Annotated in this window: 24 protein-coding genes, 3 pseudogenes and 2 riboswitches; of the genes and pseudogenes, 7 read left to right on the plus strand and 20 right to left on the minus strand. The window is 70.9% G+C overall.

The features are described 5' to 3' along the window. Positions 1-545: hypothetical protein (locus ABZX85_RS47375; RefSeq protein ID WP_355884392.1), on the minus strand; the 545-nt coding region annotated here is incomplete at its 3' end. Between the two features lie 432 nt (positions 546-977). On the opposite strand from ABZX85_RS47375, the gene wrbA reads away from it, so the two are divergent. Both wrbA and ABZX85_RS47385 read left to right on the plus strand, forming a co-directional pair. Next, positions 978-1,631, plus strand: a complete 654-nt coding sequence (gene wrbA, locus ABZX85_RS47380; protein WP_355884394.1) for an NAD(P)H:quinone oxidoreductase — start codon at positions 978-980, stop codon at positions 1,629-1,631. 403 nt (positions 1,632-2,034) lie between these two features. Further along, on the plus strand, positions 2,035-2,439 hold the full coding sequence (locus ABZX85_RS47385) for a DUF6245 family protein (RefSeq protein ID WP_355884396.1): 405 nt from the start codon (positions 2,035-2,037) through the stop codon (positions 2,437-2,439). Between the two features lie 111 nt (positions 2,440-2,550). Here ABZX85_RS47385 and ABZX85_RS47390 read toward each other — a convergent pair whose 3' ends face one another. From ABZX85_RS47390 to ABZX85_RS47425, 8 genes and pseudogenes are all read right to left on the minus strand, one after another. After that, positions 2,551-3,150 (minus strand): cation transporter, encoded by a 600-nt coding sequence (locus tag ABZX85_RS47390; RefSeq protein ID WP_355884503.1) that lies wholly within the window; start codon positions 3,148-3,150, stop codon positions 2,551-2,553. A 59-nt stretch (positions 3,151-3,209) separates the two neighbouring features. Further along, positions 3,210-3,458, minus strand: coding sequence for a hypothetical protein (locus ABZX85_RS47395; RefSeq protein ID WP_355884509.1), 249 nt, complete (start codon positions 3,456-3,458; stop codon positions 3,210-3,212). 100 nt (positions 3,459-3,558) lie between these two features. Then, positions 3,559-3,891: pseudogene (locus ABZX85_RS47400) on the minus strand (recombinase family protein); the annotation flags it as partial. A gap of 229 nt (positions 3,892-4,120) precedes the next feature. After that, positions 4,121-4,540 (minus strand): arsenate reductase ArsC, encoded by a 420-nt coding sequence (locus ABZX85_RS47405; RefSeq protein WP_355884398.1) that lies wholly within the window; start codon positions 4,538-4,540, stop codon positions 4,121-4,123. 45 nt (positions 4,541-4,585) lie between these two features. Continuing rightward, complete coding sequence (locus ABZX85_RS47410; RefSeq protein WP_355884400.1) at positions 4,586-4,789, minus strand: hypothetical protein; 204 nt, start codon at positions 4,787-4,789, stop codon at positions 4,586-4,588. 11 nt (positions 4,790-4,800) lie between these two features. Beyond that, positions 4,801-5,232, minus strand: a complete 432-nt coding sequence (locus tag ABZX85_RS47415) for a hypothetical protein (RefSeq protein ID WP_355884402.1) — start codon at positions 5,230-5,232, stop codon at positions 4,801-4,803. 52 nt (positions 5,233-5,284) lie between these two features. Beyond that, positions 5,285-6,043, minus strand: coding sequence for an aquaporin (locus tag ABZX85_RS47420; protein ID WP_355884404.1), 759 nt, complete (start codon positions 6,041-6,043; stop codon positions 5,285-5,287). Next, positions 6,040-6,456, minus strand: a complete 417-nt coding sequence (locus ABZX85_RS47425) for a metalloregulator ArsR/SmtB family transcription factor (protein ID WP_355884406.1) — start codon at positions 6,454-6,456, stop codon at positions 6,040-6,042. Before ABZX85_RS47425 ends, ABZX85_RS47420 begins: the two co-directional genes overlap by 4 nt. A gap of 86 nt (positions 6,457-6,542) precedes the next feature. On the opposite strand from ABZX85_RS47425, the gene ABZX85_RS47430 reads away from it, so the two are divergent. Further along, entirely contained in the window at positions 6,543-7,022 is a 480-nt protein-coding gene (locus tag ABZX85_RS47430; protein ID WP_355884408.1) for an ArsI/CadI family heavy metal resistance metalloenzyme, read from the plus strand. A gap of 96 nt (positions 7,023-7,118) precedes the next feature. Here ABZX85_RS47430 and ABZX85_RS47435 read toward each other — a convergent pair. Both ABZX85_RS47435 and ABZX85_RS47440 read right to left on the minus strand, forming a co-directional pair. After that, a pseudogene (locus tag ABZX85_RS47435) lies at positions 7,119-7,580 on the minus strand (DUF4158 domain-containing protein); the annotation flags it as partial. 458 nt (positions 7,581-8,038) lie between these two features. After that, the gene (locus tag ABZX85_RS47440; protein ID WP_355884410.1) at positions 8,039-9,226 is read right to left on the minus strand and encodes an FAD-dependent monooxygenase; all 1,188 of its coding nucleotides are present in this window, start codon (positions 9,224-9,226) and stop codon (positions 8,039-8,041) included. A 385-nt stretch (positions 9,227-9,611) separates the two neighbouring features. Here ABZX85_RS47440 and uppS point away from each other — a divergent pair, with 385 nt between their 5' ends. Continuing rightward, positions 9,612-10,043, plus strand: coding sequence for a polyprenyl diphosphate synthase (uppS, locus tag ABZX85_RS47445; protein WP_355884412.1), 432 nt, complete (start codon positions 9,612-9,614; stop codon positions 10,041-10,043). Positions 10,044-10,166: 123 nt separating this feature from the next. On the opposite strand, the gene ABZX85_RS47450 is transcribed toward uppS, so the two are convergent. Genes ABZX85_RS47450 through ABZX85_RS47470 form a run of 5 tightly spaced genes read right to left on the minus strand, consistent with a single transcriptional unit; the run spans position 10,167 to position 17,326 of the window. Next, positions 10,167-10,922, minus strand: coding sequence for an ECF transporter S component (locus ABZX85_RS47450; protein WP_355884505.1), 756 nt, complete (start codon positions 10,920-10,922; stop codon positions 10,167-10,169). A 38-nt stretch (positions 10,923-10,960) separates the two neighbouring features. Beyond that, positions 10,961-12,571 (minus strand): ATP-binding cassette domain-containing protein, encoded by a 1,611-nt coding sequence (locus ABZX85_RS47455; RefSeq protein WP_355884414.1) that lies wholly within the window; start codon positions 12,569-12,571, stop codon positions 10,961-10,963. Beyond that, positions 12,568-13,710 carry an energy-coupling factor transporter transmembrane component T gene (locus ABZX85_RS47460; protein WP_355884416.1) on the minus strand — a complete coding sequence of 381 codons (1,143 nt, stop codon included), beginning with the start codon at positions 13,708-13,710 and terminating at the stop codon, positions 12,568-12,570. Before ABZX85_RS47460 ends, ABZX85_RS47455 begins: the two co-directional genes overlap by 4 nt. Continuing rightward, entirely contained in the window at positions 13,707-14,588 is an 882-nt protein-coding gene (locus ABZX85_RS47465; RefSeq protein ID WP_355884418.1) for a hypothetical protein, read from the minus strand. Before ABZX85_RS47465 ends, ABZX85_RS47460 begins: the two co-directional genes overlap by 4 nt. Then, on the minus strand, positions 14,585-17,326 hold the full coding sequence (locus tag ABZX85_RS47470; RefSeq protein WP_355884420.1) for a prenyltransferase/squalene oxidase repeat-containing protein: 2,742 nt from the start codon (positions 17,324-17,326) through the stop codon (positions 14,585-14,587). The genes ABZX85_RS47465 and ABZX85_RS47470 overlap by 4 nt, the downstream gene beginning before the upstream one ends. A gap of 114 nt (positions 17,327-17,440) precedes the next feature. Further along, positions 17,441-17,566, minus strand: a riboswitch (cobalamin riboswitch). Between the two features lie 91 nt (positions 17,567-17,657). Next, positions 17,658-17,733: riboswitch (cobalamin riboswitch) on the plus strand. 101 nt (positions 17,734-17,834) lie between these two features. Here ABZX85_RS47470 and ABZX85_RS47475 point away from each other — a divergent pair. Beyond that, positions 17,835-19,268, plus strand: coding sequence for a hypothetical protein (locus ABZX85_RS47475; RefSeq protein WP_355884421.1), 1,434 nt, complete (start codon positions 17,835-17,837; stop codon positions 19,266-19,268). 76 nt (positions 19,269-19,344) lie between these two features. Here the strand turns inward: ABZX85_RS47475 and ABZX85_RS47480 are convergent, their stop codons facing one another. Next, complete coding sequence (locus ABZX85_RS47480; RefSeq protein ID WP_355884507.1) at positions 19,345-20,205, minus strand: alpha/beta hydrolase; 861 nt, start codon at positions 20,203-20,205, stop codon at positions 19,345-19,347. A gap of 304 nt (positions 20,206-20,509) precedes the next feature. After that, positions 20,510-21,124 (minus strand): annotated as a pseudogene (locus ABZX85_RS47485) (transposase); the annotation flags it as partial. 305 nt (positions 21,125-21,429) lie between these two features. Between ABZX85_RS47485 and ABZX85_RS47490 the strand changes: the two are divergent. Continuing rightward, positions 21,430-21,615 carry a hypothetical protein gene (locus ABZX85_RS47490; RefSeq protein ID WP_355884423.1) on the plus strand — a complete coding sequence of 62 codons (186 nt, stop codon included), beginning with the start codon at positions 21,430-21,432 and terminating at the stop codon, positions 21,613-21,615. 363 nt (positions 21,616-21,978) lie between these two features. Here ABZX85_RS47490 and ABZX85_RS47495 read toward each other — a convergent pair whose 3' ends face one another. Continuing rightward, positions 21,979-22,101 carry a hypothetical protein gene (locus ABZX85_RS47495; RefSeq protein ID WP_355884425.1) on the minus strand — a complete coding sequence of 41 codons (123 nt, stop codon included), beginning with the start codon at positions 22,099-22,101 and terminating at the stop codon, positions 21,979-21,981. Positions 22,102-22,692: 591 nt separating this feature from the next. On the opposite strand from ABZX85_RS47495, the gene ABZX85_RS47500 reads away from it, so the two are divergent. Further along, a complete protein-coding gene (locus ABZX85_RS47500; protein WP_355884427.1) occupies positions 22,693-23,130 on the plus strand; it encodes a hypothetical protein in 438 nt (145 codons plus the stop codon). A 322-nt stretch (positions 23,131-23,452) separates the two neighbouring features. Here the strand turns inward: ABZX85_RS47500 and ABZX85_RS47505 are convergent, their stop codons facing one another. Beyond that, complete coding sequence (locus tag ABZX85_RS47505) at positions 23,453-24,139, minus strand: DUF2637 domain-containing protein (RefSeq protein ID WP_355884429.1); 687 nt, start codon at positions 24,137-24,139, stop codon at positions 23,453-23,455. Positions 24,140-24,256: the final 117 nt, after the last annotated feature.

A 24,256-nucleotide genomic window follows, 5' to 3' on the forward strand; every position in this document is an offset into this window, starting at 1 on the left:
TTGTCGTACCAGTAGTAGTGGCCGAAGAACCTCGACGGGAAGTGCAGCTCCCAGTCGCCCGTGATGACCTGGAGGCCGGTGGCCCGTGTGGTCCACGCCTGGGTGAACGGCTCCATCTTCTGCGTCAGGGTCTCGGACGCGGTGTGGCTCTTCTCGAACGTCCGCCCGAACGCGACGGACGCCGACCCGTTGAGGATGTCCAGCAGCTGCATGGTCGTCGACAGGCTCAGGTTGACCTGTGTCTGTTCTCCCGTGGTCTCCGACCAGCCCCAGGTACGGCTGACGGTGCCGCCGCAGTTGATGACGGTGGGACCGACCTGGTGTTCCGGACCGACCATGCCCTGGTCCAGCCGCGTGGGGGTGAACTTGCAGAGGTCCGCGGTGCGGCACTGGGAGAGCAGTTGCTCGTCCGTCGGCCCGGTGTCCGCGCTCGCGCTGGTCGCGGCCACGCCGAGCAGGGCGCCGGCCGCGAGGACCGCCATGCCCGTGAACGTCGCCCGCCGCAGGCGGGCCATGCCACGCGAGATTCTCTCGTTTCGCTTCACGCACTTCTCCGTACTTCGTGTGAGTTCGTGTGTGGAAGGGCGCGACACACCACGCCACCCCGGCTCCCGTTCACTGCGGGGCAGCTCGGTTCCTCCACCCACACTCGGCACCGAAGGGTTGTCTAGCACCCCGCTTTCATCGCCGCAGACAATCCCGAGGGCGCAAGCGGAACTGATCGCCTCGCACAACATCGCAGGTCAAAGCCGGTGTGGACGCCGGTGTCGGCCGGACAGGCGCTGCGGAGGACGCGTTCACCGACCCCCTTGATCCAGTGGCGCAGCGACTCGCCCTCACGAAAGAAAGACCGAATTACGTTACAAGTATTGACTGTAATGAAATTCAGGCGCATGCTGCTTCGGCTGGGATCGCGCAGCCCGTCTCCCTGTCGATGCGCCCCTCTCCCCGACCGATCACCAAGAACAGGAAGCACCATGACCGAGATCGCCGTCACAACCGCCCCCGTAAGACTGACCGTCGTCTACTACTCCTCGACCGGTTACAGCGCCGAGATCGCCAAGGAGATCTCCGAAGCCGCAGAGAAAGCAGGCGCGGAGGTGCGCCTGCGCAAGGTCGCGGAACTCGCCCCGGAGGCCGCCGTCGCCGCCAATGGAGCCTGGGCCGCTCACGCGGCCGTGAGCGCCCACATTCCGGTCGCCACTCGGGACGACGTGGACTGGGCCGACGCCGTGGTCTTCGGGACACCGACCCGCTTCGGAAACGTCTCCTCCCAGCTGAAGCAGTTCATCGACACCCTGGGAGGTCTCTGGGCCCAGGGCAAGCTGACCGACAAGGTCTACAGCGGCTTCGTCACCTCCGCCACCGCGCACGGCGGCCAGGAGTCCACCCTGCTCGCGCTGTACCACTCGATCCACCACTTCGGCGGCCTGATCGTCAGCCCCGGATTCACCGACCCCGTCAAGTTCGCCGACGGCAATCCGTACGGCACCTCCCACGTCGACGCACACGGCACCAACCCCGTCGGGGAGCAGACCCGCAACGCCGCCCGTCACCAGGCCGAACGCGTGGTGAGAATCGCCGGCGCCCTCAAGGACGGCCTCATCGGCCGACCCGTGAGGACGACGTGAGATGCGCACCTGGCGCTGCGGTGATTCGAGGGTATCGCGCCTGTCGATCGACGGACGCGGAACCCGCCAGGCGCTCGCCCCGTCCTCCCCGGCGCCCGCCCACGGCGGACGTCCTAAAAAGTCAGCCGAGATACGGCCGGAAGGGACAGCAGCGCGATCTTGGAACTGCGGGCGGTTGCTGGGGTTTCGAGGTAAGCCCAAACGAACCCATGAGGTGATCTTGAAGTCCTGGCCGATGTGCTGGGGCCTGGCCCGGAGTATGCCGGAGACGTGCCGTACGCCGGTACGGGGAGAGTTGTCGGCTTCACCGGACGTGGGGTGAGCGGCGTCGATAGCCTGCCGGGACGAGTAAGCAGATGGGCGGGGCGAGGCTCCGGCCACGATCCAGCAGGTCGCCGCGGCGATGGCCGCACTGGGGTTGCACTCCGGGGAGAACACACCGGAGGGACACGCCCGGCTCGACGGTCCTGACGCGTACCGGGTGCGGACGGCAAACGCGTTGCTCGGCGTGGTCCAGGCCGAGGCGGCGACGGCCGACGGGGTGAAGCTGGACGAGGAGGCTCGCCACGCGGCGTGGCAGGAGCAGCTCAAGGCCGCCGGGGCATCTCTGGACGACCTGGTGCGGCGAGAGTTCATCCGCTGGCAGGTGCTGCGGGCCGGCACCCCGTTGAGGTTGATGGCGCAGAACCGCGAGGTGGACACCCTGGCCGCGCAGACCGGGCAGCTGGAGGCGGCCCACGAGTCGTTGCAGAACGCTATCGACAACGCCGACGTGCTGCTGAACATGCTCAAGTCGGTGGGTCTGTAGGGCGCCGCAGGCTCTACGCCTGGGCGGAGCCGTCCTGGTGGCCTCCCCCGAGCCACCGGGACGGCTTTCGCAGGTCCAAGCTCGGGGACGTGACGTGCGGCGGACGAGGGGTCATGATTCGGCGGTGAAGATCTCGCGTACCTCGCGGATCGCGTAGTGGACCAGCACGTACCCGGCCAGCGGATCGGCCCACCAAAGACCCCAGGCTGCGTTGAGGACGAGGCCGAGCAGGACGGCGGCGGCCAGGAGCCCGTCCATGAGCGTGACGCGGCCCTCGGTCTTGAGCACCGGGTTGTCCAGGGCGGCGCCGGTGCGGACCTTGCCTGCGGCGAGGGCGAACATCGCGGCGGCGGTGATCGCGGTCCAGGCGATGCCCAGCGGTGAGTGGTGCGGGTGGTGTCCGGCGGCCAGCACCCAGGTGGACTGGACCAACAGGTAGGCGGCGAGAGCCGCGAAGCCGAGGCCGATCAACTTCAGGGCGCGGCGCCGGCGGGCTTCGCCGGTGCCGAACAGCTCCCAGATCACCACCGTCGAGGCACCGATCTCGATCAGAGAGTCCAGGCCGAACCCGGCCAGTGCCACCGAGCGGGCGGGGACCGCAGCGATGGCGAGCACTACGATGCCGACGACGTTCCAGGCGAGCGTGGTGTACTCCAGGGCGAAGCCCCGGCGGAACAGGCCCATACGGGCGGTCTCGTCCACAGCGGTCACCGCCCGAGTCTCCCAGACCGCTCTGCGGCGCCGACGGCCCCGCCCGCAGTCACCCGGCGTCAGCTTCGGCGAGGAGGCGGTAGACGGTGGCGACCCGAGGGGTGCTCGCTCTTGTTCTTGCCGGAGGGGATGACGAGCTCGCCGGCGATCTGCGGGACGGGGACGCCCTGGGCGCGCAGGGCGCGGGCGTAGTCGGCCATGTCGGCGTCGACGACCTTGGGGCGTCCTCCGTGCCGGCCGCGTTCGCGGGCGGACGCCTGGCCTTCGAGGGATTTCTCCCGGATATACTCCCGTTCGGACTCGGCCATGCCGGCGAAGAACGCGAAGAGGGCGGGGCCGTGTCCGGAGGGGGCCGGTGAGGAGTTCGAGCTCGATGTCGTGGTGGCGCAGGTCCTTGGCGATGGCCAGGAGTTCGGCGACGCCACGTCCCAGCCGTTTCATCTCGTGCACCGTGAGGATCACGCGCTGGTGGGGGACAGCCTTCTTGATGGTGCGGGCGAAGTCCATCGCCTTGACGAACTCGGGCCGGACCCTGATCCGGGTGCTGATCTTCTCGGAGAAGACCGGGTCGCACCCGGCTTCCGCCAGGGCGTCGAGCTGGCTCTGGAGCTCCTGCTGGGCGGTGCTGCAACGGGCGTAACCCACCCTCGTGGGCTTCGTCGCGGCCTCGGGCACCGTGGCGTCGAACGCGGGGCCCAACTCCCACGCGCGGCCGGGGCCGCGGTCGGCGGGGGTCTTCACCTCCAGTTCGGCCCGGAGCTGGTGGGACGAGCATGAAGCGGGGGGTGTGGGCCTACCGCGAGGGGCATTGTGCGAAGGCTGTTCCGCGAGAGGTTATGAGAACGAAGATCGGGGACAAACCGGACGCAGTGCGCTGGGGGTCTCCGGTCTCTCAGAACTACTCATTCCTGCGAGCCGCGCCCAGTGACCGCCGCCTGCCAGATCGGTGGTCACCGGCCGCGTTCGCGCGTCAGGTACGCCCGGCGGGAGCGATCTCACCGATCAGGGCGCGGATGCGGGTCTCGATCTCGTCGCGGATCGGGCGGACGGCGTCGACGCCCTGCCCGGCCGGGTCTTCCAGGGCCCAGTCGAGGTACTTCTTGCCGGGGAAGACGGGGCAGGTGTCCCCGCAGCCCATGGTGATCACCACGTCGGATGCCTGGACGGCCTCGGTGGTGAGGATCTTGGGGGTCTCGGCGGAGATGTCGATGCCGGATTCCTTCATGGCCTCGACGACGGCGGGGTTGACCTGGTCGGCGGGGACAGACCCGGCGGAGCGGACCTCGACCCGGTCGCCGACGAGGTGGGTGAGGAACGCGGCGGCCATCTGGGACCGGCCGGCGTTGTGAACGCAGACGAACAGCACGGACGGACGGGCGGGAGTACTCACGGGGATCTTCCTTGGGCTCGGACCGGGCCTGAAGGCCACGGCAGATCAGCTGTCGGCGTCTGTGGGGACGGTGGTGATCTCGGCCAGGAGGCCCGTCACGCGCTCGGCGATGGTGTCGCGGATGGCGCGGACCTCCTCGACAGTCTTGCCGTCGAGGTCGGGGACGTCCCAGTCCAGATAGCGTTTGCCGAGGAAGAAGGGGCAGGCGTCGCCGCAACCCATGGTGATCACCACGTCGGCGGCCCTCACCACGTCGTCGGTCAGCGGCTTGAAGAACGCGCGGACAGGTCCAGGCCGAGTTCACCCAGCACCACGACGACCTCGGTCTCCAGTTCGGCCGCGGGTTGGGAGCCGACCGAGCGGATATGGACGCGGCCCTGGCCGTGGTGGGCGAGCAGGGCGGCGGCCATCTGGGAGCGTCCGGCGTTCTGCACGCACACGAACAGCACCTCGGGGACGGGCTTGGGCATCAGACCCTTGGCCTGCGCGAGCGCGGTCAGCCGTTCGGTGGCGAAGTGGTCGGTCAGGGCGGACAGGTGCTGCTTGCCTTGGGCGGTCCGGTGGAGGGCGGCATGCGATTCGAAAACGTACCGTTCCACGGTCCCGGCGGAGAACACGCCGGTGAACCGGTCCACGCGGCGTTCGGCGGTGCGGGTCAGGACCGCCGTGACGTCCAGCAGGCCGTCGCTCACGGGTGGCTTGGTCGGGGGGCATGGTCTCAGGCCCCTTTCAGGACAGGGTGGTTCAGTGACCGGGGGCAGCGCTGAGCTCGTGCTCACCGGCCGGGGCAGGTGTCGGGACGGCGGGAGCGCCGGCCGGGACGGGGCGGCCGAAGAGAGCCGCGACCAGAGCCAGGCCAAGGACGGCCCCGGCGATCTGGGCCGCGACGAACGTGGGCAGGGAGCCGGGGGCGATCCCGGCGAAGGAGTCGGTGAAGGCCCGGCCGATCGTGACGGCGGGGTTGGCGAAGGAGGTCGAGGAGGTGAACCAGTAGGCGGCACCGATCCAGGCGGCCACCGCCACCGGTGCGAAGCGGTCCCGCCCGGACCGGACAAGCCCGAAGACCAGCAGAACCAGGCCGGAGGTCGCGACCATCTCGCCGAGCCACAGATGCGGCGCCGAGCGGTCGTGGGCCGACCACGTCACCAGGGGCTGGGCGAACATGGCGTTGGCCAGGACGGCGCCGCCGATCGCCCCGGCGGTCTGGGCTGCCGCATACGCCGCCAGCTCGCGCAGGGTCAGGCCACCGCCGGTGCGGCGGTCCGTCCACCAGACGGCGGCGGAGACGACCGGGTTGAAGTGGGCGCCGGAGACCGGCCCGAGCAGAACGATCAGGACACTGAGGCCGAAGACGGTGGCCAGGGAGTTGGCCAGCAACTGCACCCCGACGTCCCGGGACAGCTCGGTCGCCTGTATGCCGGAGCCGACCACGACCGCGACCAGCGCGGCCGTCCCGACGCCCTCGGCGGCCACCCGGCGCCCCAGCGGGAGTACGGCGGTCATCCGCAGCACCCCGAACCGGAAACCGCCCCGGAAGCCGGGCCGGAGGCCACCGCGGGGGCGGGAGCCTCAAGGAGGCCGGAGAGCTGGTTGAGCGCGGCGGGCATGACCCAGTAGTAGACCCAGGTCCCGCGCCGCTCGGAGCCGACCAGCCCGGCCTCGCGCAGCACCTTCAGGTGGTGGGAGATCGTCGGCTGGGACACGTCGAACGGCCCGGTCAGGTCGCAGACACACGCCTCGCCGCCCTCATGGGAGGCGATCATCGACAGCAGGCGCAGGCGGACCGGGTCCGCGAGGGCCTTGAACATGCGCGACAGCTCAGCGGCCGATTCCTCGCCGAGCGGGGCGCGGACCATCGGCGGGCAGCACGCCACGGGCTGGTCCTGGACGGCCACCGTCACCACCTGATTAGACATGCTTCTATGTTGACAGTTATCTAATCCGGTGGCAAGGTCGGGCTATATCGACAACCGTCGATACAACCTGATTCGGGGAGACCGCCATGTCCCGTGCCCAGCTCGCCCTGCGCGTCGCCGACCTGGAGGCGTCGATCGTCTTCTACTCCAAGCTGTTCGGCACCGAACCGGCCAAGCGCCGCGAGGGATACGCGAACTTCGCCATCACCACCCCGCCGCTCAAGCTCGTCCTGATCGAGGGCGCCCCCGGCGAGGAGACCCGCCTGGACCACCTCGGCGTCGAGGTCGAGTCCACCGAGGAGGTCACCGCCGCCACCACCCGCCTCAAGGGCGCCGGCCTGGCCACCTTCGAGGAGAACGACACCTCGTGCTGCTATGCCCTCCAGGACAAGGTCTGGGTCCACGGCCCCGGCAAGGAGCCCTGGGAGGTCTACGTCGTCAAGGCCGACGTCGACCAGCTCGGCAAGAGCGCCGCCGGCGGCGGAGACGCCTGCTGCGGCACCAGCGGACAGATCGCCGACACCGAACCGGCCACGGCCGCCGCCGGATGCGCCTGCGGCAGCTGACCCGGCCCGCGCATCGCGCAGAACCTCGCGCAGCGTACGACCGGCACGGGGTTCTGTCAGGCCGCGGCAGGCTGTTCTTCCCCGGGCCCGCTCCTGGTCGTAGGAGATGCCCTGCCGCTCACGCACCAGCTTGCGGTGCAGCTTGGCGGTGTTGGCCGACTCGTAGTGCGGCCCGGTGCCCTCGACGAGCTCCAGCGCGCCCGGCACGTGCTCGACCACTGCCTCGGGGACCTCGTCCGACTTCGGGAAGTAGCCCAGCTTCTGGTAGCGCTTCAGCGCCAGAGCCAGGGCGAGCAGATGCTCATCGGAACGGGTCCGCTCCCGCGCCCACGCCGCTTCCTCGGGCCTGAGCGTGAAGAAGACAGGCATCTCCCGCGCCGACATCAACCGCTTGAACCGCAGATACGCGGCCCGTTCTATCGAGGTCACGCCGCCAGTTCCCGCCCTGGTACGAAAACGGTCACTTCTGCGCGGGGCCGCACCAGGATGATCACCAAGCGATACGACGGCCCCGGGGAACCCCGCGCCCACCCGCCGCACGACCCCTACGCTCGACACCCGCGACCGACATCAAGCAGCCCCAGAGGCAGCGGTCACCCGCTCAAGACCGGCTCTGCTATCCCTTCCGGCCGTATCTCGGCTGCCCCCTCCCACGCTTGTGCACCGACCCCACCCAAACTCCCCGGCCTGGCCCCGGCATCCGGCAAGCACGTCAACGCCGAACGGCTGCCGATGGTCCTGAGCGACGGCACCCTGTCCGCCGCCTCTGCCTCAAACGCGACCGCCGCCCGCTCCGGCGTCGAAGGGACAGGCAACGAACGCGCCAACCAGTACCTCGACGTCCGCAACCTGCCCCGACCCTTTGGGTGGCGCCGGGGTGCACGACCACGGGCGTCAAGGTTCCCGACGTCGGCGTTCAGTGGCCGCGGGGAAAGGGCGGAAACGCGATCGAGGTCGTCTGCCGCGCGGCGGGACGAGCCGCGAGGTGTGTTCGGCGCATGACTGGGTCGAAGCGCCTAGCGTGTCAGCTTCCGCCCCCCGAACCCGCCCGCGCCGGTCGCTTCCTTCCACCAGGTCTCCAGGGCCGTCTGATCGAACGTCCGCCAGTTCGGCGTCTCGGTGACCAGCGCCTGGCCGAGCCGACGTCCGAGATCGACCATGGCGCGGCCCACGGGGGCGCGGCCCGCGTCGTAGGCGGCCAGGCCCTCGGGCCAGTCGGCGGCCGAAGTCAACGCCTTCTCCAGGAGGGTGACGTCCTGGAGGGCCTTGACCGCGCCCGCGCCTGTGTGGGGGCGGGCGACGGTGGCCGCGTCTCCGATGAGCAGGGCCCGGTCCACCGCGTAGTGAGGCGCCGTGAAGTCGTAGATGGGTTGCAGGAGCAGTTCGTCGGAGGTGGTCGCCTGGACCAGGTCGGCCCAGTAGGGCGGCAGCATCTCGGCGCAGATCTGGGCGAGATGGGCGCGCAGTCCGTCGTCCGCCGTACCTGGGGGAAGGCTCGTGGGGGTGTGCAGGCCCTGGTCAAGTCCGGGCGGAGGGGTCGCGTAGAGAATCCAGTTGACGCGGTGCCCGCCGGCTCCGTCGGGTATGCGGTACACGACCAGGTGGCCGCCGTCGAAGAGGACGTACGCCCCCTCGTCCCCGGGCAGCAGTTCCGGGTCGGGCAGCCGGCTCGCCGGGTAGGCGCCGCGCCAGGCCAGGTAGCCGGCGTACTCGGGCAGGACATCGGCGTACGCCGCCGCGCGCACCGCCGAGCGGTAGCCGTCCGCGCCGATGACCACGTCGTAGTGCTCGCTGCCGCCGCCCGTGTGGACCACGGCCCCCTCCGGCGTCACCTCGACCGTCTCGACCGCCGCACCGGTGCGGAACTCCACCGCCTCGGGTATCCGACGGCGCAAGTCCTGCCAGAGGGAACCCCAGTTGTACGTGCGGAACGGGAAGGGCATCACGGCGACCTCGCGGCCTCGCGGGTCGTGCGGTGCCGTGTGGTCGCGGACGTAGAAACGGTTGTGGACGATCCGCGCCCACGGAACGGAGGCGTCTATGTACCCGGCCGACTCCAGTTCGGCGTAGCGGTCGTTGTGCACGGCGACCCCGACCCCGCGTTCGGCCATGCGGCCCGACGCGCGCTCGTACACCGTGATCTCCCCGGCGCCGGCCCGTCCCAGCGCGAGCACCGCCGCGCATCCCGCTATGCTCCCGCCCACGACCGCGACCCGGCCACCTTGCATCTCACGCCTCCGAAGTTCGCCCACTCTGAGCACCGCACCGCCACCCCGTATCACCCCAACTCCATCACGCCGGCGGGGCATATGCCGATCACTTCAGCCCCTGAGACCCGTTCCTACACCAACTCCCCCCGTCGTACGCTTCTCCGACTCCTCCGTCGGCGGGCGGCCTGGTCAGAGACGGCTGTCCCCTGGACGGGGAAAACGGGGGAAGCGGAAATGGTGACGTACATACCGGGAGAACTCCTGCCCCGCCATGTGGCGCTGTCGCCGGACGGCAACGGCCGGTGGGCGGAGCAGCGGGGGCTGCCGCGCGGCGGCGGGCACCGGCAGGGGGCGCGGGCGCTTCAGGAGGTCGTCGCCGGTGCGGGTGCGGTGGCTGGGTGCGCGGGAGGGTCTCCCCGGCTTCCTGCTGCGTGAGATCGAGTCGGCCGAGGAACTCACCGGGGACCGCGACGCGCTGACCCTCGTCCTGTGCATCAACTACGGCGGGCGGGACGAGATCCTGCGTGCGGTCAACCAGGTGGCCGAGGACGCCCGCAGCGGAGTCCTGGCCGATACCGCGCTGGACGGGAAGGTGTTCGCCCGCTACCTCAACGGGCTCGCCCTTCCGGACGTGGACCTCTATCTGCGCCCCGGCGGCGAGACGCGCACGTCGAACTTCTTCCTGTGGCAGATGGCGTTCGCCGAGATGGTCTTCACGCGGACGCCGTGGCCGGACATGACCAGGAAGGACCTCCGGGAGGCGGTCGAGGAGTACGCGTCCCGCAGGCGTCGGCTCGGCGGGCTCGGCTGACGATCCGGGCATCGTACGCACCGGTTGACGACGCGGCTTCCCCGGCACTACGGCGCTCGCCTCGTCCCGCATCCGCGTCGGGATCGTCCGCGAACTGGTCGACGACCTCGGAGTGAACCGGCGTCAAGTCCGCCGGGGTTCCTCGAAACGGGCCGGTGCGTGGAACCGGGCCTTGCGGGCGGCACGCCGGAAGGTGGTGAGGACCGCTGGGCCGGCCAGCAGGACGCACAGGAAGTTGGTGACGGCCCGGCCGGTGTCCCAGCCGAGGGAGGTGGCGAGGTCGAAGGCGAGGTAGCGGTGCCACTGTTCGGTGAAGGGCAGGCCGGGGAGGTAGGCGAGGGAGCTGTTCGGGTCGAGGGAGAAGGGCCAGAAGGAGAGGTTGAGGAGGAAGCCGAAGAGGTAGCCGGAGAGTGAGCCGTAGACGGCGAGCATGAGGACCTCCCGGCGGCCGGTCGCCCGGGGCAGGAACCCGGCGAGCATGCCGACGAACGCGCAGCCGAACATCTGGTACGGCATCCACGGCCCGACCCCGCCCGTGATGAGCGCGGAGGCGAAGAGGGAGGTGCAGCCGAGAGTGAAGCCGAAGCCGGGTCCGTAGACGCGTCCGGCGAGGACGAGGACGAAGAAGACGGTCTCGACGCCGGCGGTTCCGGCGCCCAGCGGGCGCAGGGCCGCGTTGACGGCGGACAGGACCCCCAGCATGGCCAGCGCCTTGGAGTCGATGCCGCCCTCGGCGATCTCGGACAGCACCACGCACAGGACGAGGACGAGCAGTACGCCGAAGATGAGCGGGGGCGCGTAGTGGGAGCCGAACTTCCCCGGGGCGACGGCGAACGGCCAGAAGAACGCGACGACTCCGAGGAAGGCGGCGAGCGTCATGACGACCCCGACGCGCGGCGTCAGCCGGATGGCGGCCGTCACGACAGGGCCGCCTCGACCTGATCCACCGTCAAATACGGTAGCGGGGCGAGGATCTTGGCCGTCTGGGGCGCGAACACCGGTGAGGAGACGATGACTTCGACGGTCGGACCGTCGGCGACGACCTCTCCCTCCGCCATGACGACCACACGGTCGGCGGCCCGCGCGGCGAACTCGACGTCGTGGGTGGAGATCACGACCGCCCGGCCCTCCCCCGCGAGAGAGTCGACGATCCCGGTCAGCGCCGTCTTGGCCCGGTAGTCCAGGCCGCGCGTCGGTTCGTCCAGCAGAACGACCCGTGGGGCGGCGGAGAGTTGGAGGGCGAGGACGAGGGCGAGCTTCTGTCCTTCCGACAGGTCGCGGGGGTGCGTGGCGTCCTCGATGCCGGGAGCGAGCCGGTCCAGGATCTCGCGTGCCGACACCGCCGTCGTGCCCGATTCGCCGTCCGCCTGGTCGAGTTCCTGCTTCACGCTCTCCAGGTAGAGCAGGTCGGCCGGGGTCTGCGGGACCAGGCCGACCAGTCGGCGGGCGCGGGCGGCGGGCACGTCGTGGGGATCGGTTCCGTCGGCGGTCCGTACCGTCCCGGCGCGGCGCGGTCCCGACCCCTGGAGCGCCCACAGCAGCGAGGACTTGCCCGATCCGTTGCGGCCCATCAGGGCGGTCACCTCCCCGGCGTGCAGATCGAGGTCGACCTCCCGTACGGCGGGCACGCCCCGGTAGGTGACGGTGACCCCGCGCGCCGCGAGCAGCCGGGCCCGTTCCTGTGCGGGTGCCGGGCGTACTGGTGCCGGGGTGCGGTCGGTCAGTTCGGCGCGCAGGGGTGCGGCGGCGCGGCGGGCGTCGCGGACGGACAGGGGCAGCGGGGACCAGCCCGCCGCGCGGCCCAGTTCGACGATCGGCGGCGCGATGCTCGACGTGCGGAGGATGTCGGCGGCCGGGCCGATGCGGGCTCGGCCGTCGCCGGGGAGGTGGATGACGCGGTCGGCGTACTGGACGACGCGCTCCAGGCGGTGTTCGGCCATGAGGACGGTGACGCCGAGGTCGTGGACGAGGCGGGTGACGGCGGCGAGGACCTCCTCGGCGGCGGTCGGGTCCAGGGCGGAGGTGGGTTCGTCGAGGACGAGGACCCGGGGGTGGGCGGTGAGGACGGAGCCGATGGCGACGCGCTGTTGCTGGCCGCCGGAGAGTTCGTTCAGGGCGCGGTGGCGCAGGTCGGCGAGGCCGAGCAGGTCGAGGGTCTCCTCGACGCGTTTGCGCATGGTCCCCGGCGGGATCGCCAACTGCTCCATGGCGTAGGCGAGTTCTTCCTCCACCGTGTCGGTGACGAAGCCGTCGATCGGGTCCTGGCCCACCACCCCTACGACGTCGGCGAGTTCGCGGGGCGGGTGGTGGGCGGTGTCGCGGCCGTCGACGGTGACCCGGCCGTGGAGGGTGCCGCCGGTGAAGTGGGGCACGAGTCCGTTGACCGCGCCGAGGAGTGTGGACTTGCCGACGCCGGTGTGTCCGACGACGAGGCACAGCTCGCCCTCCTCGACCGTGAAGTCGGCGTCTTTCAGGGCGGGTTGGGGGGCGTCGTCGTACTGGACGGTGACCTGGTCGAAGGTGATCACGGCGCTCCGGGCGGGGGCGAGAGGAAACCGGCGGTCGCGGCGAGGAGGATCGCGGCGGTGGGGATCAGGGGCAGGTCGGGCCAGGTGAGGGGGTGGAAGGTGGCGTTGAGCTGGGCGGGGTCGTAGCCGAGGCCGGTCAGGAGCAGGACGGCGGAGAGGACGCCGCTGCCGGTGACGGCCCACTCGGGCAGCCGCCAGGGGTCGGGGCGGTAGGTCGTACGGGTGACGCGTCGGCCGCCGAGGCGCAGGCCGGCCAGGCACAGTGCGGCGCCGAGTCCCATGGCGGGCAGGCCGAGGAAGGCGGGCGCGGTCGCGTCCAGCAGTCCGTACGCCCCCGCGCACAGACCGCACATGCCGAGCAGCATCAGCGCGCCGGTGATCCGGCGGGAGCGGCGGGTGGCGGTGCCCGCGCGGCCGTAGCCCCGGGAGTCCATCGCGGCGGCCAGCCGCAGGGAACGTTCCAGGGCGTCCTCCAGCACCGGGACGGCGATCCCGCGCAGCGCCCGCATCCCCTGAGTACGTCCGGCCCTCAACTTCCTTGCCCGTGCGACGCGTTGGACGCTCTGCACCAACTGCGGGGCCACGCTGATCGCGACCGTGACCGCGACGCCGAGTTCGTACAGGGCGCCGGGCAGCACGCGCAGGGCCCGCTTCGGATTGGCGAGGGTGTTCGCGGCGCCGATGCAGCACAGCATGCAGGCCAGGCGCAGTCCGTCGGTCGCCGCCGAGAGCAGCGCCTCCAGCGAGACCGGGCCGCCGATCCGGATGCCCGCGTACCAGTCGGGGGTGGGAACGCGCGGGAGGGAGAAGAGGAAGTGGTCGTGGGGGGTGATGCCGGTGGAGAAGACGGCTCGGAAGACGACCCGGATCGCCACGACGGTCAGGGCCAGATAGAGGTAGTACTTGAAGCCGCGCGCCCAAGGGGCCTCGGTGCGCCGCGCGGTGACGACATAGCCGAGGACGGCGAGCACGAGGAACAGCAGCAGCGGGTTGTCGGTACGGCTGACGGCGGTGGCCAGCGCCAGGGCCCACACCCACCAGGCCACCGGATGCAGGACACGCGGCAGCCGGCGCCCGCCCGTGTCCGGCGCAGGACCGGTCGCGGGCGCCGCCACGGTCGTACGGGACACGGCGGTCACTCCGTACGACGGCGTCGGCGGGCCGCGAAGGCCGCCGCGCCGCCGATCAGCGCGACCAGGGCGGCGCCGACGGCGACCGGGGTGAGCGAGCCGGAGTCGTGCGGGGCGTCGGCGGCGGGCGCGGCGTCGACCACGCCGGTGCTGGGGCGGGGAGTCTCGGCAGCCGGTGAGGGAGGCGGCGGGGTGGGGGGCGTCGAGGGGGATGCGCTGGGCTCCGTCTTCTCGGGTGACGGCGTCGGTGGCGTGGTCCGGGGCTGTTCGGGTGCGGGGCCGGGGTCCGTGTCGGGCGGCGACGCGGGGGTCTTCCCGGTGGCGGAGGGTTTGGGGGCGTCGCCCTGCGGGCGGGTGTTGTGGGCGCGCAGTTGTCCGGGGGTGACCGCCGGGCGGCCCTGGGTGCCGCCGACGTCGGTGCCGCCGAAGGTCCACAGGTCGACGCTGCCGGGCTGGGGTTTGTAGAGCATGGCGCCGAGTTGGCTGTAGGTCCAGTCGTCGTCGCCCGGGTCTGCGTGCCAGTACGACCAGTAGGCGGAGGCGGGCGGGGTGAGGACGCAGTCGTCCTCGGCGGCGGTCGGGTACTGCCTGCCGCTGTCGTGTCCGCTGTAGCCGATGCGGCAGATGAACGCGGGCCCGTCGTGTCCGGTGCCGGTGGTTCGCCAGCCGCCCTGGTTGAGGAGTTCGTAGCCGGTGGTCGGGGTGGTGCCGCAGGAGCGGTAGACCGGGCCGCCCCAGTGGCTAAAGTCCACGGCGAGGACCGCTCCGGACGTGGTGGTGCACCGGCCCATGGGCTGGGGCGCGGCCGTGGCGGGGGTGAGCGCGGCGGCGAGCGCGGCGGCCGTCAGCCCAAGAGCCGCCCCGGCCCGCAGGACTCGTCCGGTCATCGCCCGGCTCCGCTCGCCGCGCGCCTGCGGGCGATGACGACGGTCCACCAGCCCGCGAGCACCAGCACGAGGGCGATCGCACCGAGGGCGCCGACCTGTACGCCCGTCGACGCCAGGACTCCCCTGCCGCTGCCGCCGTCCGTACCCACTCCCCCGGTGCCGCCGCCCGGCGTGACGATCGCCGGGGCGCTGCCGCTGGGGCTCGGTGTGGGCTGGGGCGAAGTGCCGGCCAGGCTGCGCGTCAGGGTGCCGAAGCTGACGCCGGTCGCGCCGCCGACGGCCTGGGTGGAGGCGCGCAGGTCGGAGCCGGCCTGCCCCTCCTTCGCCACCCGGAACCCGCCGTCGTCGTTCTGCTGTCCGGCGAGGAACCTCCGGGCGTCGGCGATCTCGTCGGCGTACTTCTCCGCGTCGAGGGAGAGCCCCTGCACCGCGAGCGCGGCCGAGTTGACCGAGTTCCCGGCGGCGCCGGGGAAGCCGCCGTCGGCCAACTGCCTTGACGCGAGCCAGGAGAGGGCCTTGTCCACGGCCTTCTCCGCCGTGTCGCCGCCGGCCAGATCGAGCGCCATGGCCGCGATCGCGGTGGAGTCGACGTCGGCGTCCTTCGTCGCCGGGATCAGGCTCGGCCAGGCGCCGCTGTCCTGCTGGAGGCTCGCCAGATAGGCGACCGGCTCCCGCGCCTTCTCCCCGGCCCTCAACTGCGCGATCACCGCGAGGGATTGGCCGAACACGGAAGGCGCATAGGTGTAGGCGCCCTTCGCCGCGCAGGAACGGTCGGGCGCGGTGCTCGCCTTCGTGCATACGGCCTTGTCGAGCGCGGCGATCAGGTCGTGGCCGGCGAAGTCGCGCGGGTCGCGGCCGACGGCCTCGGCGAGCAGGGCTGTCTTGCCGAGGGAGCCGCCGGTGGCGTGGGGTGTGCCGATGCCGGTCCAGTCGTTGACGGTGCGGCCCTCGCCGTCCTTGCCCTCGTGGTCGAGGAAGTCGACGATGCCGCGCAGTCCGGCGTTGTCGAGGCCGGTCGCGGCGAGGGCGTAGGCGCCGTCGACGGTCAGGCCGAAGTCGGCGCGGGTCGTCCCGGGTCCGGCGGTGTAGTAGCGGCCCTGCTTCAGGTTGGCGGGGTCGGTGAGGTAGGCGACGCCCTTCTTGAGGTCGGGGCCGACCCCCGGGGGCGGGGTGGTCGGGGGCGCGGTGGGGGTCGTCGGCGGGTCGGTCGGCTCGGCCTGCTTCGTGGTCAGGGTGACGAGGCTGGTGCCGGCGCCGGCGAGGACGGCGGGCGGGGTCGGATAGAGGGCCGGGTCGGTGGCGCCCTCCTCGAACCCGAAGCCGCCGCCGTCGAGTTGCTGCCGCGACAGCCAGCCCACGGCCGCGTTCGCGCGGGTGGTGTCGCCGAGTACGCGCAGGGCCTGGGCGGCGTACGCGGTCGCGTACACGCCGCCGGTCGTGGAACCGGTGTAGCCGGGGAACGCGCCGTCCGCGCGCTGGGTCTTCGTCAGGTAGGTGCGCGCCTTCGTGACCGCGTCGTCGTGACCGCCCGCCTTGTTCAGGACGAGGGCGACCAGGCCGGTGGTGGCGGAGTCGCCGTCGCAGTGCTCGCCGGGGCGGATGAGGATGCTGGTGATGCCGCCGTCGGCGCACTGGAGTTGGGTGAGGCGGCCGACGGTGGCCGCCGGAGGAGTCGTTCCGGACCGCAACAGGGCCAGTACGGACAGAGCCTGTCCCTCGGCGTACCCGGCGCCCGCGAAGTCGCCCTTGGCGGTGCAGCCGGGGGTCGGTTCGCCGGACTCCGGGCCCGCCGCGCACACGTTCTTCGCCAGGTCGCCGACGAGGTCGTGGCCGCCGAAGGTGTGCGCGTCCTGTCCGGTGATCTCGGCGAGGAGGGCCAGGCGGGCGGCTGCCGTGGCGTCGGGGGCCCGGTCGGTGCCGTTCGGGTAGGCGTAGTCGGCGGTGTGGGCGGCGAGGAAGGCGGTGATCTTGTCGAGGCCGGCGCTCCTGCCGTCGGTGGCGGCGAGGGCGTAGGCGGTCTCGGTGGTCAGGAGGTGGTTCGGGGCGCCGTCGTCGACGACGCGTTCGCCGTCGGTGAGGCGGCTCTTGAGCCAGGTCGCCGCGGAGGCCAGGTCGATGTCGCCGGGCGCGCCGGTGGGGGTGGTGCCCGGATCGGGGGTGCCGGTGGTGCCCGCGCGGACGTCGTCCGGGGTGAAGGCGGGCCGGCCCGTGCTGCCGCCGACGTCGGTGCCGCCGTAGACCCAGGCGTCGACGTCGCCGTCCTTGAGTGTGCGGTCCATGGCTCCGTACCGGCTGTAGGTCCATTCGTCCTGGCCGGGTGCGGCGGTCCAGTACGACCAGTAGGCCGTCGCCTGCGGGGTCAGAACGCAGGGTTCCTCGTCCGGAGTCGGGTACTGCGTACCGGAGTTGAAGGTGCCGGAGCCGATACGGCAGATGAAGCCGGGGCCGTCGTGCCGGGTGCCGGTGGTGGTGAAGCCGGCGTCGTGGAGGAGGTCGTAGCCGGTGGTCGGGGTGGTGTCGCAGCCGCGCTCGACCTTGCCGCCGAACGGCTCGAAGTCGACGGCGGCGACCGCGCCGTCGGTCGCGGTGCAGTCGCCGATGGGGTCGGCGGCGGCTGGGGAGATGGTGGTGAGGAAGGTCGTGCAGGCGGCTGCGATCAGCAGCAGCGCGGTCGCAAGTGCCGTCCAGGCGCCGGGTGTTGTGCCCGACCGCGCGCCTCTTCGCTCTCCGGTCCCCATGGCCGCCCCCTCGTCCGGCGCGGGACGGAGACGTGGTTGAGGACCCTCGTGGTCACGGGAGTTCCCCCGTACGAGAGTCGGTCGCACCACGCCGTAGTCCGCGACGGCGTTCGTTGCTCGGATCACGCTCCAGGCAGTCCGGCTCGCCCGGCGTGTGCCGGGCCCACGGTTGCGGGTCAGCGCCGGTTTTCGACCGGCTTCCCCTGGAACTTCTTGCGTATCAGGCGGATTTGAACACGGTTCACAGAGAGCGTCAAGGTGTCGCACAGGGTGACGCGGGTCGCTCTGGCCACGCGGGTGGCGGTCGGGTACCGTCCGGCACTGCCGAGTGGGGGAACCCGGTGGGAGTCCGGGGCTGACGCGCAGCGGTGTGGGACGGCAGAGGGCCGTTCCGAGCCCGAATGCCCAGGCGGCGCAGCACCTTCGGAAGCCGATCCACGCGTCCCGGACGGCGGCCCCACCCACCGCAGGCGGGTCCGGTCGGCGTCCCTCACCCAAGGAGCAGGCCATGTCCCGTCGTTCCGCCCTGACCCTCGCCGCCGCCCTCGGCGCCTTCGCGCTCACCACGCTGCCCGCGGCGGCCACCGCCACCCCGGCGCAGATCGCCACCTCGAAGACGAACGGCGTCACCTACCTCAAGTCCCTTCAGGCGGCGGACGGTTCGTACGCCGGGTCGGGGCTGTCCAACGAGTGGGCGTTCAGCGCCTTCGCCGCGGCCGGGACCGCCGCCGTGGACGTGACGCCGGGCGGCGACACGAGCAAGAACGCGAGAACCGTCTACCGCGACCTGCTGTCCACCGGCGGCTGGCCGTCCTCCTCCCCCGTCGTCACCGACTACGAACGCGCCGCCCTCAACGCCTACGCCGCCGGCCTCGACCCGGCCCGTGTCTCCGCCTCCCGCAACCTGATCGCCGACATCTACGGCTACTGGCAGACCTCGGAAGCCGGTTACTTCGGCCCGTCGGCCACCTTCAACGGCACGGTGTTCGCCGCGCTGGCCCTGGGCGGCGCGAAGACGGCATCCGGGCAGGTCCGCGTCCCCCAGTCGCTGCGCGACGCGATCGTCACCCGGCTGCGCGCCAACCAGCACAACGACGGCGGCTGGAACTACGGCAAGGCCGAGGGCAACCCCACCCAGCTCGCCGCCGCGAGCGACATCGACATGACCGGCGCGGCCATGGCGGCGCTGTGCGTGTCGGGCGTGCCGAACACCGACACCGACGTCGTGCAGGCCAAGGCGTTCCTCAAGAGCAAGCTGGTGGCGAGCACCGGGGCCTTCAACGCCGTGTTCGGGGTGAACACCGATTCCAACGGCTGGGCCGTGTCCGGCCTCAACGCCTGCGGGATCAATCCGCAGACCGGTGACTTCCTCACCGCCCAGGGCAAGACCCCGGTCGACTTCCTGATCGCCCAGCAGTTCAACCCCGGCGGCGGCTTCAAGTACCTGCCCAGCGACACGAGTCCGTCCTCGTACGCGTCCATCGACGGCCTGCGCGCGGTGGCCGGAGGCGGCTTCACGGCCACACCGCCCGTCCCGACGACCGCCGGCGCCCCGCAGTGGGTGGGGCAGTCGTCCTTCACCGCCGGTACGGCGACGAAGCTGGCGCTGACCGTGGACGACGGGTCCGGGAACCTGCGGGTGTGCTCGGTCGCCCTGACGCCGACCGGCGCGACGACGACCTTGGGTGCCGTCCTCGACGCGGCGACGGGCTCGGGGGGTTCGGGAGGTTCAGGGGGTTCGGGAGGTTCGGCCACTCCGTCCGGCTGCGTGACAGCCGTGACACCGTCCTCCGGCACCGGGACCGTCACCGCCCTCAACGGCACGGCCGCCAACGGCTCCAGCACCTGGAAGGTCAGCATCGACGGCTCGTCCTTCGCGACCGCCGCACGGGAGACGGCCGTGGGCGTCGGAGACACGATCGCCGTGCGCTGGGGGGCCTGACGGCAGCCGTACGGCTACCGGGTCGCGGTGTGCACCCGAGGCCGGGAAGCACACGGCCGGAGGGCCGGTCGAAGCCCTATGCGTCCACCGCGCCCCGCACGAATCTCCGGAGGTGCGTACGTACGGCGTCGGGCTGCTCCAGCCAGGGCTCGTGCCCGGCGTCCGCGATCCGCGTCAACGGTAGACCGAGCCGGAACGCGAGTGATTCGAGAGCCGACAGGGGCCGAGGATCGGCGACCCCGGCGAGGAGTTCCGTTCGCGCGGGCAAGTGCTCACTCAGTTCGGCAAGGTGCCCGTCGAGCGGGTCCGCGCGTCCCTCCCTGCCGAGTTCCCTGTTCATGACCCAGTTGACGGGGCGCCGCCGCCGGGCACCCCGCGCTGCCCAGTTCCAGCCACGTTCGGGATCGGCATGGTCGGTGAACCAGGCCAGCGTGAGCAGCTCGACTTCCTCCTCCTCCGTACGGCGCGGCGACTCCTCCAGTACGCGGAGCCGCTCCTGCTGCGCGGCGGTCATACGGCGGTCACGCTCCGCCCGGTCCCCGGCGCGCCAGTCACCGACGAACGGCCCGCACATCAGCAGCATTCCGGCGATCCGATCGGGGTACGCCAGGCAGAACCGGCTCGCCAGGTCGGTGCCGTAGGAGTGCCCGACCAGCACGGCCCTGGGCACCTCCCATACGTCGAGCAGTTCGGCGAGGTCGTCGACATGCCGGCCGAGGGAATGACGGCCCTCCCACGGGGATCGGCCGGTGCCACGCTGGTCGTACCGGTACACGGGCGTGAGGTCCGCGACCATGGGGGCGACGTCGCCCAGGTAGTCCGGCAGCCCCGGACCGCCGTGGAGCATCACCACGGGCGGCTGCCGAGCCGTGTCCCCCAGCGCCGTCCAGCACAACCGCGCCCCGTCGCTCATCGACGCGAGGCTCTGCGTCTCCATCAAGGTCACCGCGGAGAACCTACGGTGCAGCGGGTCTCGGCGGCAACGGCCCGTTGACGTAAGAGGTCGTCTTTTGAACCCGTCGTACGTAACAGCTTTGGCCATGGGTTGTCATGAGTCTCGTGCGGCAAGATGCTGCGAGCAGAAGCCGGGACTTGTCGCCGGCGGAGGGAGTGCCGGCGTCCCGTGCCGAGGAGTGGTAGGCGCCATGCCCACGAGAACGAAGGTCGGTAGCGTTTTCCGGGCCCGGTACGAGGAGATCATCGCCGAGGACCGGAAGCTCATCGAGGTCGATACGAAGATCCAGGAGCTGGGCCATGCGCGGGGCGTCGAAGACGATCAGGATGTCGCGGTCACCGTCATGCCAGCGGCCCATCTCGATCAGGTCGGTGACGACCCGGCGGACCTGGACGGCGGTGACCTCGGCGACGTCGTCTTCGGGTCCGAGACAGACAGCGTCCAGGAGCTGGCACCAGGAGGTGCGGCCCGATTCGAGGGCGGCGACGAAGAAGTACGGCCAGCCGGGGATGCACTGGTCTGAGGAGCGGCCGTTGCGGCCGTAGACGTGACAGAACAGACGGTCCGCGCTGGTCGGCGCGTCCGGGCGGAGCCAGTGGCTGACGTCGACCGCCAGGACCAGGCGCCCGTCGGCGGCCCGCGGCATCGGCAGACCGGCCAGCACCTGCCGCAGCCGGGGCACGTCCACGTTCCCGCAGTTCAACGCCTCGTACATCGCGCCGTGCCCACGCCGGTGCTCGGCCACCAGCGTGAGCTCCACCGGCGAGGTCACCGGACCATCCACGCACAGCAGCGCGTCGGCCAGCTCGAACAGTTCGTCCCCGCGTGCAGTCAGGCAATCGAAGAAGTGGTCCCGGAAGCGTGACGCTTCCCCTGGGACATCGAGGTGCGGCAGGCTCATCCACACGGCCTTCGTTCTGGTTCGGTGCATTCCTTGGTCGGAGCACAGAATCGGACGGAGGCCGCCCACACGTCTGTTGAACTTCCGCGTGAGGGAGCCAGTTTGACGGACAATTCGACACTACGGAGCTCGGGAGCTCAGGCAACCTGCTCGAAGCCGCGGCTGAGCTGAAGGGAGCGGTAGTGAACGGCACGTGGTGGCTCACACAGGGCGACACCCGGATCGGCGAGCTACGGCAGTACGCAACTGATCAGCCAACTTTCCTCTGCCACTTCATCCCAGGGCCCGGATGGGAAGGGGTCCGTGTGCTGTTCGAGAGCTGGGCGACCCTGCACGGCCCAGACCCCGACGGCTCTCGAACCGCGCAGGCCATCAAGCCCATCATGGACCTCGGACTAACGTTGGTTCCCGAAGACGAAGGTCAGCCCATGGCGCTCTTCAAAGAGTGCATCGTCCGTATCGACGGTGACGTCGCCCGCATACGCTGCTGACCTCAACGAAGTCGCCGACAAGCTCAGCGCACGAGGAATACACGACAGCCGATTACGCGAGGTCGCCAGTTCCCCACCCCATGATGACCCAACGCCTCACAAAAGCCCCCGCACCAGCCAGTGGACACACAAAGCACCAACCGCCGGCTGACGCCGTGCCTACTCGTGCCGGCGGTCTCGGAGCTTGTCACAGAAGGCGAGCGGTGCCCCGCACCACGTGATCAGGTGCGGACGGATTCAACCCGCCCACCGCTTCGAACCGTAGGAAAGGGTCCGCCAGCATGCTGGCGGACCCTCGCTGCAAGATCGCGCTAGCGGTGAGTACCCATTAAAACTTCGGGGACCTCAGCGGGCGGATGCCGTCTACGGGAAACCGGGCCCGCCGCCGCAGCAGGCGACGGTCTCGGTGTGGTCAGCACCGGCGAGCGGCGCTACGGCGAGCACAGCCGCCAACGCCACCAACAGACCGACTACGGCTTTACGCATCACATCTCCTTGTCCAAGGGGAGTGTTGTCCAGCACTTCAGCGGGTGGGTACCGTCTACGGGACTGCGGGCCCGTCTCCGCAGCAGGCGGCGGTTTCAGAAACCGCCCGTGCCGCCGCAGCAGGCGACGGTCTCGGTGTGGTCAGCACCGGCGAGCGGCGCTACGGCGAGCACAGCCGCCAGCGCCACGAACAAACCGAGTACGGCTTTACGCACCTTCTCCTCCTGATTGCCGGAATCCGACCCTTCACGGCTGACCAGGCGGCATGCCGCAGCACCGGAGCGTTCAAGGCGCTCCTGTCCCAGCCGTCGTAGCGGCCAAGAGGTCCCCGAGTCAGCACCTCGGACTGTAGGCCGTGGCCGGGACTCCGCGTCCCTGACACATGTCAGGGTCTCGATGAGGCGACGGTGCACACGGTGGCCCGCCAAGCCGTCCGCGCCGTCCTGCCTGTAACGATCCTCGTGACACCGGTGACAGGACCGCGACAAAAAGCGAGCAACTGTCCGCACGCACTTCCTGTCTCACTGTGCGTGGACGGCAACGACCGGCCGTCCCGACCACGACGCTCACAGGGGGAACACCATGAAATCGATGACCCGCCACAAAGCGGCCACCGCCGGCGCACTCGCCGTCCTGGCCCTCGGCGGCACGATCGCCGCGACCACTCCGGCCTCGGCCGCCACCCCCGGCGCGTACAACGGGGAGTGCGGCAAGGGGTACGAGGTCTTCCGGGAGACTCCGGTCGAGTCCGCGCCGTACAAGGCGATCTCCACGATCTACCTGGCCTACAGCGACAAGGACCAGAAGTGGTGCGCCGTCAACATCCGCACCAAGCCCGGCGTCCGCATGCCCATGGAGGTCACCCTCGACACCACGCCGACCAGCGGCAAGCCGGCCAAGGACGCCGGCTCCTTCAAGAGCTACGCCGGCCCGGTGTACAAGGACCTCCCCGCCAGGCCCGGCATCTGCATGGCGTGGAGCGGCACGACCGGCATCTACTACAACTCTGACCGGGGGCTCTGCCCCTGACCGGGCGGCCGAACACGGCTGTACGACGACTGTGCCGCCCCTGGTCCACCGGGGGCGGCCTCCCGGATGTGTTCGCCCGTCTCGGGCACGGTGTTGTCCTCGGGTCAGCCGTTGAGCATGAGGGACTCCGCGGTGCGCGCTCTGCGGCACGTCCTATGCCGGGTGGAGCCGTCTCAGCGGCGTGTGAGTTCCCCGAGAGTCTTCCTGATGTCCTGGATCACACAGGCGGCCTGGCCGACAAGAAGGGGCTTGGGAACGGAGTCGCGGTACTCGCGGATGAGGCTGTCGCCGTAAGCCTGGAGTGACTACGGGCAAGGGACCGTCATGAGCCCGTGTCGGCGTGCTTGTCCGCCTGGTCCGGGTATGCCTGTCCGCAGTCGATGCTCCTTCTGATCTCGGCCGTGAGTTCCCTCGACCGGGTCGCGCCGATGTGGAGTTCTTTGCGGAGTGTCTCGGCCGAGGCGGGTCGTTGGTGTCGTTCGCGGTGCCGGGTGTCGATGCCTCTGGCCTTCTTGAAGAGGTCTGTCTCCTGGGTGGTCGACGGGTTCTGCGGTCCGGGACGGTCTGTGGGGTGTGCTGGTTTCGGTGGGGTGTCCGGGCTGTGGATGAGGAGTTCGACGGACAGGAGCAGGGCGACGGGCGGCCATCCGGCGACGAGGACCGGTTTCCATTGCATGGTGGGGGCGGCGGCGATGTTCGCGGCGAGGGAGACGGCGATGCCGAGGAGGAAGGCGGTCCGGATGGACCAGCGGGTGCGGCGGGAGAGTTCGTCCTGCTGCTTGAGGAGACCGATGGTGGACAGGAGGAGGAGTCCGTCGACCGAGAGCGGCCACAGGGCGGCGCTCACGGGGTCGGCGCCGCCCTGTACGGCGAAGTCGCGTTGGTGGATGTAGGAGGCGTAGGCCGCGACGGACGCGACGGTGAACGCGCACAGTGACCGCACCCAGGTGTCGAGATCGTGGGCGCGTCGTGTGTCCGGGGTCCTACCGGGTTCCTCGCCCGACGTCATCTGCTCAACGCTCCTCGCGAAGTGCCGGGCGGTCGCGTGGACGGACGGCCCCGCGCCCCCGGCCGGCCCGACACCGCGTCCCTGGGGCGGTGTGCCGGGGCGTGGGGCTCGGTCCCG

The organism is Streptomyces sp. NPDC004539, from assembly GCF_040610055.1.
Classification (GTDB): domain Bacteria; phylum Actinomycetota; class Actinomycetes; order Streptomycetales; family Streptomycetaceae; genus Streptomyces.

Excerpts from the sequence above, each read along its gene's own strand:
- wrbA (WP_355884394.1), top strand. The coding sequence starts at position 978 with ATGACCGAGATCGCCGTCACAACCGCCCCCGTAAGACTGACCGTCGTC.
- ABZX85_RS47385 (WP_355884396.1), top strand. The coding sequence starts at position 2,035 with ATGGCCGCACTGGGGTTGCACTCCGGGGAGAACACACCGGAGGGACAC.
- ABZX85_RS47395 (WP_355884509.1), bottom strand. The coding sequence starts at position 3,458 with ATGGCCGAGTCCGAACGGGAGTATATCCGGGAGAAATCCCTCGAAGGC.
- ABZX85_RS47420 (WP_355884404.1), bottom strand. The coding sequence starts at position 6,043 with ATGACCGCCGTACTCCCGCTGGGGCGCCGGGTGGCCGCCGAGGGCGTC.
- ABZX85_RS47425 (WP_355884406.1), bottom strand. The coding sequence starts at position 6,456 with ATGTCTAATCAGGTGGTGACGGTGGCCGTCCAGGACCAGCCCGTGGCG.
- ABZX85_RS47430 (WP_355884408.1), top strand. The coding sequence starts at position 6,543 with ATGTCCCGTGCCCAGCTCGCCCTGCGCGTCGCCGACCTGGAGGCGTCG.
- ABZX85_RS47450 (WP_355884505.1), bottom strand. The coding sequence starts at position 10,922 with ATGACGCTCGCCGCCTTCCTCGGAGTCGTCGCGTTCTTCTGGCCGTTC.
- ABZX85_RS47465 (WP_355884418.1), bottom strand. The coding sequence starts at position 14,588 with ATGACCGGACGAGTCCTGCGGGCCGGGGCGGCTCTTGGGCTGACGGCC.
- ABZX85_RS47470 (WP_355884420.1), bottom strand. The coding sequence starts at position 17,326 with ATGGGGACCGGAGAGCGAAGAGGCGCGCGGTCGGGCACAACACCCGGC.
- ABZX85_RS47475 (WP_355884421.1), top strand. The coding sequence starts at position 17,835 with ATGTCCCGTCGTTCCGCCCTGACCCTCGCCGCCGCCCTCGGCGCCTTC.
- ABZX85_RS47480 (WP_355884507.1), bottom strand. The coding sequence starts at position 20,205 with ATGGAGACGCAGAGCCTCGCGTCGATGAGCGACGGGGCGCGGTTGTGC.
- ABZX85_RS47495 (WP_355884425.1), bottom strand. The coding sequence starts at position 22,101 with ATGCGTAAAGCCGTAGTCGGTCTGTTGGTGGCGTTGGCGGCTGTGCTC.
- ABZX85_RS47500 (WP_355884427.1), top strand. The coding sequence starts at position 22,693 with ATGACCCGCCACAAAGCGGCCACCGCCGGCGCACTCGCCGTCCTGGCC.
- ABZX85_RS47505 (WP_355884429.1), bottom strand. The coding sequence starts at position 24,139 with ATGACGTCGGGCGAGGAACCCGGTAGGACCCCGGACACACGACGCGCC.